The 13,501-nt window shown below is 55.5% G+C and carries 11 protein-coding genes; all 11 read right to left on the bottom strand.

Going from position 1 to position 13,501, the window contains the following annotated elements:
• Positions 1-4 precede the first annotated feature (4 nt).
• On the bottom strand, positions 5-1,150 hold the full coding sequence (locus ACFE70_RS04815; protein WP_375416586.1) for a glycosyltransferase: 1,146 nt from the start codon (positions 1,148-1,150) through the stop codon (positions 5-7).
• A 12-nt stretch (positions 1,151-1,162) separates the two neighbouring features.
• Positions 1,163-2,287, bottom strand: coding sequence for a glycosyltransferase (locus ACFE70_RS04810; protein WP_375416585.1), 1,125 nt, complete (start codon positions 2,285-2,287; stop codon positions 1,163-1,165).
• Positions 2,288-2,549: 262 nt separating this feature from the next.
• Positions 2,550-3,467, bottom strand: coding sequence for a glycosyltransferase family 8 protein (locus ACFE70_RS04805; RefSeq protein WP_375416584.1), 918 nt, complete (start codon positions 3,465-3,467; stop codon positions 2,550-2,552).
• Between the two features lie 11 nt (positions 3,468-3,478).
• On the bottom strand, positions 3,479-4,390 hold the full coding sequence (locus ACFE70_RS04800) for a glycosyltransferase (protein ID WP_375416583.1): 912 nt from the start codon (positions 4,388-4,390) through the stop codon (positions 3,479-3,481).
• Between the two features lie 74 nt (positions 4,391-4,464).
• Positions 4,465-5,331 carry a glycosyltransferase gene (locus ACFE70_RS04795; RefSeq protein ID WP_375416582.1) on the bottom strand — a complete coding sequence of 289 codons (867 nt, stop codon included), beginning with the start codon at positions 5,329-5,331 and terminating at the stop codon, positions 4,465-4,467.
• A 49-nt stretch (positions 5,332-5,380) separates the two neighbouring features.
• A complete protein-coding gene (locus ACFE70_RS04790; protein WP_375416581.1) occupies positions 5,381-6,370 on the bottom strand; it encodes a glycosyltransferase family 2 protein in 990 nt (329 codons plus the stop codon).
• A 307-nt stretch (positions 6,371-6,677) separates the two neighbouring features.
• Complete coding sequence (locus ACFE70_RS04785) at positions 6,678-7,892, bottom strand: glycosyltransferase family 4 protein (protein ID WP_375416580.1); 1,215 nt, start codon at positions 7,890-7,892, stop codon at positions 6,678-6,680.
• A gap of 62 nt (positions 7,893-7,954) precedes the next feature.
• Positions 7,955-8,872 (bottom strand): glycosyltransferase family 2 protein, encoded by a 918-nt coding sequence (locus tag ACFE70_RS04780; RefSeq protein WP_375416579.1) that lies wholly within the window; start codon positions 8,870-8,872, stop codon positions 7,955-7,957.
• Between the two features lie 28 nt (positions 8,873-8,900).
• Positions 8,901-10,025: a glycosyltransferase family 2 protein gene (locus ACFE70_RS04775; RefSeq protein WP_375416578.1), complete on the bottom strand. Its 1,125-nt coding sequence runs from the start codon at positions 10,023-10,025 to the stop codon at positions 8,901-8,903.
• Positions 10,026-10,158: 133 nt separating this feature from the next.
• Positions 10,159-11,520 carry a lipopolysaccharide biosynthesis protein RfbH gene (gene rfbH, locus ACFE70_RS04770; protein ID WP_375416577.1) on the bottom strand — a complete coding sequence of 454 codons (1,362 nt, stop codon included), beginning with the start codon at positions 11,518-11,520 and terminating at the stop codon, positions 10,159-10,161.
• A 229-nt stretch (positions 11,521-11,749) separates the two neighbouring features.
• Positions 11,750-13,483 (bottom strand): thiamine pyrophosphate-binding protein, encoded by a 1,734-nt coding sequence (locus tag ACFE70_RS04765; protein WP_375416576.1) that lies wholly within the window; start codon positions 13,481-13,483, stop codon positions 11,750-11,752.
• Between the last annotated feature and the right edge of the window lie 18 nt (positions 13,484-13,501).

Here is a 13,501-nt window from a genome sequence, read left to right as displayed (position 1 = left end):
AGCATCAGATGGCTTGTTCGTTGAGGGCGGTGCTTCGGGCCGGCTGGCGCGAGCGCAGCCCGTTAACATAGCGCGCGGCCAACTCGAAGCCCTGGTCGCCGTGCAGCTGCCGGAGCAGATAGCCTTTGAACGACTGCCAGTAGTAAAGTACGCGCAGCGAGTCGGCGCTGCCTTCCTGGTTCAGCTCGCCGTGGCGCAGGGCCCGCCCCAGCACGGGCAGCATATAGCGCAGAATATATACCCCGCTGCGCAGCCACCCCAGGGCCGGCGCCCGGGCCGGCCGCGCCGCGCCCAGCTCCAGGTAGTAGGTCCAGGGCCGCAGCTCGACGTGGGCCACGGCGTTGACGCGGTAGGTGTTGCGCAGGTACTGCCACGTCAAGCGCTGGGCCGGAATCAGGTGCCGGAAGCGCAGCCCCTCATCGTACCAGATGCGGTAGCCCCCCAGGGTCAGGGCGTAGCACATTTCATTGTCTTCGCCGCTGGGCTTGTTGCCGCGCACCTCCGTCAGCAGCGAGGAAAAATCCTGCTCACTAACCTCCATCCAGGCCTGCTTGCGCAGCACCATGCCGGCGCCGTAGAGGTAGCGATTGGACTGGGTCACGTCCCCGGATTTGAGTGCCTGGGGCGCGGCGGCGTAGTCGATGGCAAACTCCGGAAACCAGGCCGGAGGCGCCACCTCACACACGGGCTCGCCTACCCCCCCCAAGGCGCCAATGGTGGGGTTGGCCTCCAGCACGGCCCAGGCCCGGTTGAGGTAGTCCGGGGCCAGCCAGTTGTCATCGTCCACGATGCACACGTACTCATAGCGGGCCTGGGCCAGCCCCAGGGCCAGCGCGTAGCTTTTGCCCGGCTGGGGCTCCGTCAGCACCTGGTAGGCCAGGTGCCAGTCCCTACCCCCCCCCGCCAGCCCGGCCAGCACCTGCCCGGCCACCAGGGCCGTGTCATCAGTCGAGGCGTTGTCGATGACGAGCACCTCCACGCCGTAGCCGCCGGTGGGCGCCTGCAGCCGGCCCAGCGCGGCCAGCGTGGCCGGCAGGCGCGCCGCGCTGTTGTAGCCGCAGATGAGCACGCTAATTCCCCTGCCCCCTACCCCCCCCGCGGGCACAGAAGCCTCGTGAGCTACAAGATTAGTACCGGTGGAGAAATTCATCAGGGGCGTGAGTTAGGGGGCGGGCACGGCGGCCGGCGCCGCGCGGGGCACCGGCGCGGCGCCGGCCGCGGGCCGCGGGGGATGCGTGCCGCGGTACTGGCGCAAGCGTTGTCCCAGGGCGTTGAGCGCGGCTACAAAGCTAGGGTACTCGGCCCGGAACCGCAGATGCATCCGCCAAAGCTCGATATTGAAAAAGGCTTCCACGGCGGCCTCGTTGCCTTCGCGCTGCTGGGCCCGGCGCGCATAGAGCCCTCCCCAGCGCAGCAGCCGGCGCAGCGCGGGCATCCCGCCACCCAGGCCGGGCGCCGACTTGAAGTATGCCAGCCAGTCGGGGTTGAGCTGGCCTTGGGTGTAGAGCTGCTTGTAGAGCGCCAGCTTGTAGTAGGACTGGGCGTGGCCGCGGTTGAGCTTGAGAAAATACGACCAGCGCAGGCGCGCGGGCTCCATATAGTGCTTCAGCACCAGGCGCGAGCTGTACACGAGCCGGTAGCCCAGCAGCGCCGTCACAATCGAAAACTCGGTGTCTTCGCCCGACGACAAACTCGCGCCAGTGCGCCCGGTCAGGTAAGAGCGGAAGCCCAGCTCGGCCAGGGCCCGGTACACGGCGTGGCGCGTGACCATGCCGGCCCCGGCGATATAGAGCCGCGCCGAACTCACGTCGCCATCGTGGGCGGCCTGCGGCCCGCAGGCATAGGCCTGCTCGAAGCCCGCAAACCAGGCCGGCAGGGGCGCGTCGGCGACCGCCACGTTGCGCCCGCCCAAGATGCCGATTGTCCCATCCTGCATCAGGACGCAGGCCTCGCGCAGGTAGTCCGGGGCCAGCCAATTGTCGTCGTCGCAAAACAGAATCAGCTCGTGGGCGATGCTGGCCAGGCCCCGCTCGCGGGCGTAGAGCAGCCCCGGCCGGGGCTCCGCCACCACCCGCAGCGGAGCGGGCGCCCCGTGGCGCTGCCATTCGCGCTCGGCCACGGCGGCCGTGCCGTCGCTGGAGTTATTATCAACCAGAATCACTTCCCAGGCAAAGCCGGCTCCTTGCTGGGCCGCTAGGTGTGCCAGCGTGACCGGCAGGCGCGCCGCGCTGTTGTAGCAGCAGATAATAATGGATAGTCCGGACTGTAAAGTAGAGGTTGCGTTCATAATGCCCCGAGGCGAGCGTAGCGATTGGTAGTTTTTAATAATTAGGATAAAGTAGCTAAACTGAAAACACAAGCTCCTGAGTTGCCTATCAAAGCCGGCAGGCCAGTCAGTTAGTCAGCCGGATGGCTGAAGCTGCTCAAAGGCCGCTGCGCACAATGAGTGTGCCAGGCCACGGGTAGTTGCTGCCAACACGCCACAAGTTAGTGTTCAGTTCCCGGCACTGCTGGCTGGCACCTAGTGCTCAACCTGACTCAACACTAGCTTAACGCCCAAATCGGAGGCCAATTTTTTCTAACAGAGGATAATCAAGAGCCAGTTCAGCTAGCCGGATTTCGAGCATCTCGCGCAAGCGGTGCCGGTTCCAGACAAAGTCGGCGTAGCGGGTGCGGTGCTGGCGCGGCACCAGGCTCAGGTAGCTATGATAGAGGTTGCGCAGGCGGTTCTGTCCAATCATTGACCAGGGCTTGTGCTGGGAAGTAAAATGCAGAATAACCGTGTCGCGCAGGAACGCGGCCTGTCCCTGCCGGGTCAGGTCGGCTGGCACATCTTGGTACATCAGGTTGAAGCGGCCGTCGAGCCGCGCCCAGTTATCTACCAGCACGGCATTCAGGGCATCCTGGTCGGGATTGATGAGCTTGTCGCTGTGAGTTTTCAGAAAAGCGATGGCGTGGCTGGTTACGTCCTGTTGGAGCCAGGCGGCTTTATCAATTAGCAGCACCCCTGAGTTAAAATAATTGCCTGGCTCTAGGATGCCCAACTCGGGCCGGCGCCCAATATGGTCGGACGCCGCCGCCAAGGGCCTACCCCCCAAGTCGGTGGCAAACAGCGGCGCCAGCGACTTGAGCACAACAATGTCGGTGTCAAGGTACAAAAACCGGGTGATGCCAGCCGGCAATAGTTGGGCAAACAGCAGCCGGTAGTAAATAGACTTGGTCCACCACAGCGTTTTAGGCAGCAGAAAGTCGGTCCCAAAGTTTTCGTCGATGGCGTAGAAGCTGATGTGGCTATCGTGCCGGGCCGCGTAGGCCTGCAAGTCAGCCTGTTGCGCGGGGCTGAGGGTAGGCGCGATGGCATGAAAGGCTACTCTACCCCGCTCGTTGTTGGCGAAGATGGAGGCAAGCAGTACGTACACCGGTGATAAGTAGTTCTTATCAAATGCAATAGCGATGTGAAAGGTCATGCTGGCCAAAATCATTTCTCGTGCCGGTGGCCGGCCCCGGCCGGCCGTCCCGAACGAGTCCGCCCTGCAAACTTAGCGTATTGCCTCAACAGCCAGAGCGTATCGCGGCTGAAAGGCTTTAACGCGAGGCAGCGAGCCAGGTAGGGGTAACCCAGGCGCGGGGGTAATTGGCGCTTCATGATTTCCAGCACGAAGCCCAGGCACCCCAGGTAGTCCCGCTCCCGGCCTGCTGGCCCACTGACCGCCACCGTTCCCAGCGGCAGCCGGTGGGCGTGCTTGCGGTAGAAGCGGTCCGCGTTAACGTACCAGGAGTCGTTAAAATTGCCTCGCGAAAAATGAGTGATATCCACTCTAAACGTAACGCAAACCCGGTAGCGGGCCAGCACGCTGGCGCAGAAGTCCACGTCGTAGAAGTGGAAATCAGGAAAGGTGTGGGCGTCGAACGGAAACTGCGCCCACACTTGCTTGCGCGTACACAGCCACAAGCCATCCACCGCCGCCACGTCAGCCAGGGGCTGGCCTTCGGGCTGCGAGAAGGTTGTTTTGCTGAACTGCCCGTCGCGGCTGGCGTCGTGCAGATTGATGCTCAGGTGCTCGGGGCCGCAGCCCCACCAACTGCTGGGCACCTTGGCCAGCCACTTGCCGCCGGCTGTGCCCAGCACCCCAATAGAGGTGTCGCGCAGTATCTCAGCCACGATGGCGCCCCAGCCCGGCGTACGGAACTCAATGTCCTCGTGCGCAAAGCACAGCACTTCGTACCGGCTGCGGGCCGCGCCCTCGTTGTAGGCCGCACAGATGCCGTACTGGTTGGCGCTATTGTCGACCACGACCAGTTCGTAGGGCACACCGATGGTAGCGGCAATGTTGTCCGTGACTTCTGCTCGGTAAGCGGGGCCGCGTGAACAGATAATAACTGAAATCATTCTCGGTACCCCAAATTACAACTATCTGGGCGCATCATAAACGAATATAGTCCCACTTGTGACAACCGAGTTGCTTACTTGATGAGACTTTGCGCAAGTTTCCTGGCTAGCCACCACGACTCGCGCTTAAAGCGGCTGCGACTGACAGACTCCCAAACTAGAAATAAACTATCAGCGTAACTGATGCGGCGGTCAATGTAGTCACTTGTGAATTGCCGCAGGGTGTTCAGGCTGAGCGTTGCCACCACTTCGGCGGGAGCAGGTAGCGTTCCAAAGGGTAGGTAGGCACGCCGCTTGCGGTAGTATTGTAACGCCGTCGCGTACCAGACATCGTTAAAGGAACCACGGGAAAAGTGCTTGATGAGCACATCGAACGTGACGCAGATGCGGCAAAGCCGAAACGCGCGCGTACAAAAGTCTACGTCGTAGAAGTGGAAGCCGGGGAAGGCCTGCTCATCAAACCGGACCTGCTCCCACACTGCGCGGCGGGCGCAAATCCACACCCCATCAACGCAAGCTACGTCAATCAGCCGCGCGTCTGACGGATTATTCCAGTCCAGGGTGGGCTCCTTTTCACCCTTGATGTCATGCATGACATTCATAAAAACGCTGTCCTTTCCACCCCCGGCCCAGCCCGCCGGCGCATCGACTTGCTGTGTCCCGCCCGCCACGCCCAGCACGCCAATAGTCTCATCCTGGAAAATGTCACTTATAATTTCCCCCCAATTCCGAGTTTGAAATTCAATGTCTTCGTGGGCAAAACACAACAGGTCATACTTACTTCGGCGGGCTCCCTCATTGTACGCCGCGCAGATACCATACCTATTTGTGCTGTTATCGATAGTTATTATTTCGTATGGCACGCCGATGGTTGCGGCAATATTCCCCGCTACTAATTGTCGAGTTTCAGCACTCCGAGAACAAATTATTACTGAAATCATGCAGGCATCATAGCTTTAACTAACACAAAAAATTAAAATATATAATTACTTATAGTCTTTCGTCTCTCTCCAAATGATTTTTCACTTCTCTTTTAACGAACATGTCCTTTATAATAAGCTTGGTGTCGTAGTATAGAAAGGAGAGAAAATATTTGTCAAGTCCTCTGTACAACAAAGACCTAAAGTATATTTGCCTAAGTAAAAACCTCTTCTTTGAAGTAGGTATCTCATAGTACTTTGGTTGTTCTAATAATTCATATATGTCACTAGGTGATTTAACATGTGTAAGCACATGGTTTGCAAACATGTTCCTAGTACGCTCCGATATATCTAAGGGAATCTCAAAGAGAATTGGAAAACACAAACTCAAGCTTATCCAAGACCAACTCTCCTCAGCGGAAGTGTTATGCAAAGAAGCATCATGAATCCTTCTAGCAAGGAAACCCACCTTTGTGTTTGAGCTTATTGCTGAAAGCAAATACACTAGATGAGGAGCTAAACAATAAGATAATTGATGAGTTAACCGTATATCAGCTTTTAGTGTATGAAGATTATATACTCCGACTGAAATGAAAAGTAGATTGCCAAAGTGGTCTACTTTATTAATTAGTTCCTCTATTCCGACAGTGTAGAAGCTCTCGTTTCTATTGCTGGTCATAGCAGACTTATAATTTAGGAATGAGCAATCTTTATTTAAATGTAGATCATTAAGAATTCCGTCTATCGCATCAGTACTTGGCGGGTCATCATCACCTAACAACCACATCCATTCAGTATCACAACTTTCGAAGCATTTAATTAGATTAGTAGAAACTCCAACATTGTATTGATTTCTAATAATTTCAACACTCGGGTTTTTAGCATGATGGTCCAGCGTTTCGCGGACAGGTGTTAGAGAGGCATTATCAATTACCTTGATTATAACATGTTCATTCAGCTGCGGCACAAGAATATCTATCGAATGTCTTAGCTTCTCATTTCTGTTGTATGTTGGAATAACAACAGTCAGAAGTGGGCGATTATAATTTACAGTTGGCATAATCAGTGAAAAGTCACGCTTCTAGAATTTGTGGAGGTCATTGGATAATAATTACTAAAAAAAATTTAAACTAATTTAATAATATTTTTAATATAGCCGGTTAGCACTTAATAGGTTCTGCCTACCCTGATTTTAATAAGCCGCTGGAGGAGTTTGTTGACGACAGGAATGTAGAGCACATAAGCCAGAGCGGAGACAAAGATAGCTCTCGTCAGAAATCGGTGGTCATGTTCTATCTGACATCTGCTTGCTAAGGCATCTTTACCACGTAACTAACCAAGCTTCACCCGGCCAATAATTTCCTATCCTACCCCCTCCGGCTCCTTATTGCCTCCGCGTACTTCGCCTCTACCAACGGCCCAATAACGTCGCTGGTATAGCTGGTGAGCACTTTTTGCCGGGCGGTTTCGCCCAGTTTCCGCCGTAGCGGTGGGTTGTTGAGCAGAGTGATGACGGCTTCGGCAATGGCGGCGGCATTGGTCGGCGGCACCAGCAGACCAGCCTGGGGCGAGGTCAGCATGTCCTTCATGCCGCCCTGCTCGCTCCCCACAATGGCCCGGCCCGCGCTCATGGCTTCCAGGCACACGTTCGGAAAATTCTCCCACAGGCTCGGATATACGCACACGTCGGTTTGGGCCAGCACTGCCGGAATTTCCTGGGGCCGGACCTCCCGAAAATCCAGCCGGTCGCGATACTCGCGTAGCTGCTGCTCGATGTAGGCACGCATGTCCAGGCCCGGAATATGGGACTGCTGACTGCGCCCGATGATGATGAAGCGCGCCGCCGGCACCGCCTGAAAAATCAGCCGTGCGGCCTCGACCAGCGCCACAATGCCCTTGCGCACTTCCAGCCGCCCGATATAGGCAAACGTCTGGCAGTCGGTGCCCAGCGGAACGGCCAGAAACTCCTGGTTGGGAATGAAGGGGTAGGGAACGTGGTGAATCTTGCTTTTGGCAATATCCCAGCGCCGGGCCACTAGCTGCCCCAGCGAGACGGAGGGCGTATGAATCTGGTCGGCCAGCCGGCACAGCTGATACTCCATATCCTGGCTTTTCCGCTTCCATTGCCAATGCGGCTGCCGCAGCTGCCCCCGCAATAATCCCCCAACCAGATACCGCAGCTTGACCAGCAGCGGCGTCACCTGGTAATAAGTCGTCAGGTCGTAGAGCAGGAAGCTGGGCGTGTGCAGCTTCACTACCAGGGGCAGGGCCGGGTAGGCCCGCTTGATATCGTAACCATCGGCCCCGTACTCCGGCGACTCCATAATGTCGAAAGCCTGCTGCGCGTGCTGCTCCCCAAATACCGCCACTACTTTAGTCCGAAAATCCTCGCGCCCCGCCTGCACCCGGTGCACCATCACGCCCTCAAATACTTCCGAAACTGTCCGGGTCGGCGAGGCGCAGAACACTTCCACGTCGTGGCCCCGGTCGCGCAGCATGTGCGACACCTGATGGACGTAGGTGGCAATGCCGCCATCCGCTGTATCTGGCGGGTATTCAAAACTGACGTGCGCAATTCTCATTTCTCCTGATAAACAACGGCAACCCAGGGCAAAATGGCGACCAGGCAACTCTGCTGAAGTTGTTACGGCCGCCCAAGGATTTGTTTGATTTGCATCTTCAAGGGCATGTATTTCCAGGCCTTGCGCCATAGAGGGGGGGTAGGCGCCACTGTCTCTGGGTGGAGTATTAGGTTCGCTTGAGCAATTTGCTTATCGATTGCATCTGATAATTCCATGACTTTAGCACGTCCGTTATTGTCTTTATCGTGAAGCGTTAAAAGCGATAACTTCATCAAGAATATCTCCTTAAAATATAAGTTTGTATTCATCCGAGCAGATTCGTTACTAGAATGAATTCGGTACTTGACTAATGGTACCTTAATATAGTAAAAACTAGCGTGTTTGGATATTTTTAACCATAAATCCCAATCTATCAAATACCCTAACTGATTATTAAATTCAAGTTGATGAATGGCCAATATGCTCCTGCGTACCAGCACGGAGGGCATACAAATGAAATTCCAGCCTTCATAAAGTAGGTCATACGCTTCCTGAGCTGCCATAAGCTCATCACCGTTCAGCCGCTCACCCGCGCTGGTTTTTTTTGCCCATTGCTCCGTCGAAACGACCGTACCCATCTCATTGATGGTGTGAATCATGGAGTGTACCAGGCCTACTTGCGGATGTTGGTCCAGGATTGCCACTTTAGCGGCTAGGTTATCAGGCAGCATCACGTCATCATCCGAGAACGTGCAGATGTAATGACCCGTCGCCAGGCGTAGCGCCCGGTTGTGGTTATTGACGGGACCGACATTGAGCGCATTTCTATGAAACTTGATGCGTGGGTTTCCAAGAGCCGCCACTACTGCCTCGGTGTCATCAGGCGAACAGTTATCGACTACTATTATTTCATAGTCAGTGTAGCTTTGGGCTAGAATACTAATCAATGCCTCTCTCAGCATTGCGCTCCTGTTGTAGGTTGGTACCAGAATGCTTAGCATTGGAGCCATAATGTTTCTGATTCTAACGCTACAAGCGATAATCTTTATTAAACAAGAAATATCTATTATAATAAAATATCCTTTTGCTAGGTCGAGTTCGTATGAAGAACTTCGCCGCAGTATTTACAAAAGGCGAATGCAAAAAAGCTATCAGAAATGATATTGTCGCTGATCTGAGCAAAAAGCTGCGAGTAGACGCATTTTCAGCCCAATATGTAAAAACAGAAGTACTCAGGTATTCTGCCACCATATTATGTTCCTGCTTGTCGTCCTTAGCAAGTATAATAGCTTTAATCACTGCCTTTAAATTAGAGGAGGCGAAAGGTCCTTTGTAGAAATGACCATAAGAGTCTATTTTATTAAACAACATTTTTCTTTCCTCAGTGTCTTTGACAACGTGTATTATATCAGCCAACGATTTATATACCAGCATCTCATTCCACGTGGCATGGCCAGGGGTGTCCCATCTTCTAAGACTAACGATGCTTAACGGAGAAAATAGAACTTTAGCTGTCGGGTTAGCTGCTAGATACGAGAATATGAAAACAAGATGTGGCGCTAAACCTTGCGTGAAGTAATAAGCATCTTTAACCAGTTTTCTCATCTCGCTTACTTTGCAAACCGTAGAGGATATAAAAAGCAAATTGCTAAAGTTAGTAATCTTGCTAATAAAATCCTTTTGTCCGGTTGCTATTACTTCCTCCTTAACGTTGTGTTCCAGTGAGCCCGTATTTGAACTGTATTTTATGACTGAGACATGGGGGTGTTTTGCTATAGTAGCCAAGATAGTGCTGATAGCATCGCTAGCTGGGGCATCATCATCAGACAAGAGCCACATCCAATCGGTATCGCAATGCTCAAAACACTTTATAATATTACCAGACACTCCAACATTCGCACTATTCCTAACAATGTGAATTTTATCGGTGAGGTGTCCTTTAAGAATAGTTGAAACGGGTATATCTGAGCAATTGTCAAATATTTTTATTGAAACATTCTCGGTTAATTGAGGGGTTATAGCTATTACGGTGTCGAGAATTGTCGCCCGATTGTACGTGGGAATACAGATAGTTAGAAATACAGGGACATTAGTTATACCACCTGCTTTTTCCTCTTCAATAATTTCCCCTGCTTTGTCGATTGTTTCTAGCATATTTCTTACTAAGTCGGTTCACACAAGCTTAAATAAAACGGTGTTGCTTCAAGTTACGAGCAGCCTGAAGCAACACCGTTTTATTATTTAACGATCAACATGACTAAACTCAATTAATTCTCCAGCATCCCACTTACCCTTCATTGCTGCTATCCTGCACCACGGTTGCCGCAACCGGCTTGCTTAAAAAGTCCTTGATGACCTCCACAATGTAGTCGTAGTGCTCTTCCTGCAAGCCGGGCCACACGCCCAGCCAGAACGAGCGGTTCATGATAGTGTCAGTGTTGCTGAGGTCGCCCACCACGCGGTGCTCGATACCCTGGTAGGCGGGCTGCCGCAGCAGGTTGCCGGCGAAGAGCAGGCGGGTGCCAATTTTGTGGTCTTCGAGGTGCTGCACCAGCTCGTGGCGGCTGATGGGACTATCGTCGCGCAAGGTGAGTAGGAAGCCAAACCAGCTCGGCTCCGAGCCGGGCGTGGCCTCTGGCAGGATAAAGTGCTCCTCAAACTGCTTAAGCTTCTGATACAGCATCGCGTGATTTTCGCGGCGGCGCTGCACGAAAAAGTCAGCTTTGTTGAGCTGGCTCAGGCCGATGGCGGCCTGCATGTCGGTCACCTTGAGGTTGAAGCCAATGTGAGAGTAGCTATACTTGTGGTCGTAGCCGTAGGGCAGTTCGCCGAGCTGCTGGCAGAAGCGCTTGTTGCAGGTGTTGTCCTTGCCCGGCTCGCAGTAGCAGTCGCGGCCCCAGTCGCGGAAGCTCTCGGCGATAATCTTGAGGCGGATGTTGTTGATGAGCACTGCGCCGCCCTCGCCCATCGTGATGTGGTGGGCGGGGTAGAAGGAGAGCGTAGCCAGGTCGCCGAAGGTGCCAGTTTTCTGGCCCTCAAACGTAGCGCCGAGCGAATCGCAGTCGTCCTCAATCACCCAGAGGTTGTACTTCTTCGCCACCCGCATCACCTCGGCGATGTTGAAGGGGTTGCCCAGCGTGTGGGCCATCATGATGGCCTTGGTCTTGGGCGTCACGGCCTGCTCCAACAGCTCGGCCTTAATGTTATAGGTCGGAATATCAACGTCGATAAATACGGGCACGCAGCCAAACTGTATCATCGGGTTCACGGTAGTAGGAAAGCCAGCGGCTACGGTAATTACTTCGTCGCCGGGCTTGATGGCGCGCTCGCCGAGCTTGGGCGAAGTAAGCGTATAAAAGGCCACTAGGTTGGCCGACGAGCCGGAGTTAACGACCAGCGAGGACTTGCAGCCCATGTACTTGGCCAGCTTCTGCTCGAACTTAGGGCCGAAGCGACCAGTGGTAAGCCAACCGTCGATGGTAGCATCGACACCGAACATGAGGTCGTCCACATCCAGCACCTTGCCTGTCACAGGAATATAATCCTGACCCGGCACAATGGTTTTGGTCACGTTAGGCCGGATAACTTCCTCCAGGTGGGCTTCCAGCTCGGAGTTGATATTCTTAAACTTCTGGTCGATTTTAAACATAAATAATGGGTCGGGTTGCAGCGGGCAAAGATAAGACGGTTTGGGGAGGCGAAGAGGGGTAGGGAACGTAGAGACCTATCGGAACGACCAATAAAGAACGTCATGCTGAGCAAAGCGAAGCATCTCTACCTCGTGAGCAATCAAGCTGATTGAACAACGACTGGATTACTGCTGCGGTAGAGATGCTTCGCGCTGCTCAGCATGACCGCCTGTTAGCGCTCAGCACTGCTCACGTCCCTTCCATTTCCAGCGGCTTGGCAAACGGCTCCATCTCCGTGATGGGCCGGCCAAACGCCAGCTTAGGGTAGCAGTTGGTGTGCGAGTCGACCATGACTTGCAGCAGGGCCGGCTCGTCGGGGTTGGCCCAGAGCCAAGCGGCGGCATCGTCCAGGTCGTTGGGCTCGCTCACGGTGCGGGCGCTGATGCCATAAGCGGCAGCGATTTTGGTGAAGTCGGGCGCGCTATAGCCCCAGAACGTACTTTGGTAGCGCCCCTCAAAGTAGGAGTCCTGAAACTGCCGAATCATGCCCAAGCAGTTGTTATTGAGCACCACGAGCTTGACGGGCAGCTGATGGTGGGCGATGGTTTGCAGCTCCTGCACGTTCATCTGGAAGCCGCCGTCGCCGGCAATGACGACGACCGGGCGCCGGTTCGTGGCGAAGCACAAGCCCAGCGCGGCCGGCAACGCGTAGCCCATGCTACCCAGCCCGCCGGAGGTGAAAAACACTTGGTCGGGACCCAGCTCCAGGCTTTGGGCGGCCCACTGCTGGTGGTTGCCAACGTCGGCCACGTAGCCCGCCGCCACCCGCGCTGCACCGCGCGAAAGACTGTGCATGAACTCGTTGGGGTTGATACCCACCACATCGGGCTGTTCCTTGATGTCGGCCCACTGCGTTTGCAGGGCTTGCAGCTCGGCCACCCACTCGGGGCGCGGCGCGAAGTCGGCGGGGTTGTAGTAGCGGTGGGCCAGGGCGAAGAAATCGGCTAAATCGGCGACGACGGGGCGACAGCCGAGCACGCGGTTGTTGATTTCGCCGGGGTCGCAGTCCACGTGCCAGATGGTGCGGCCTTCCTGGAAATACTTGGTGTCGGCGCCGGTCTGCCGGATGTCGAGCCGAGCGCCGAGCACCAAGATGAAGTCGCTGTGACCGAGTGCCATATTGGCCCAGCGGTTGCCATACGAGCCGATGTAGCCCACGCGCAAGGGGTCGTCATACGCCATCGCATCGACGGCCAGCAGCGAGGCCACCACCGGCACCTGCACTAGGTGGGCAAAGCGGCGGAACTCTTCGGCCACGAAGGCGGCCCGCACGCCGCGCCCGACCAGAATCAGGGGCTTGCGGGCGGCGGCCAGCGCCTGGGCCAGCTCGTCGAACAGGGCGGGTGTCAGGTCGTGCGGCACCCGCTCACGCGCGACGCGCTTGAAGCCGCCGGGGGGGGTAGGGATGTCGCCGCGCTGCACGTTCATTGGAATGTCAATCAGCACCGGGCCGGGGCGGCCTTCCAGCGCCGTGCGAAAGGCCTCTTCCAATAGCTGCGGCAACTCGCTGGCATCGGTCACGTCGTAGCAGGCCTTGCACACCGGCCGGGCCATACTGATGATGTCAGTCTCCTGAAAGCCGAGCTGCCGGATGGGTCGCTCGCCCTTCTGCTCGAAGGTATTAACCTGCCCGGTAATGAACACGCCGGGCGCCGAGTCGAAGTAGCAGGAGGCAATACCGGTGAGCAGGTTGGTTGCGCCCGGCCCGCTGGTGGCCATCGCGACGCCCGGCACGCCCGTAGCGCGGGCGTAGGCATCGGCGGCGAATGACGCCGACTGCTCGTGGTGCATACTAACAATATTGATTTTCGTAAGCTGGTGCAGTGAGTCGAGCATGTGAGTAATCATGCCGCCCGACATCTCAAACACGGTAGTCACGCCTTGAGCTTCCAGGAAGTGGGCAATGTAATCGGATGCTTTCATAAGAATACTGAATAAGGC

This window comes from uncultured Hymenobacter sp. (genome assembly GCF_964243305.1).
GTDB lineage: Bacteria > Bacteroidota > Bacteroidia > Cytophagales > Hymenobacteraceae > Hymenobacter.
This window is presented reverse-complemented; position numbering and strand designations above follow the sequence as displayed.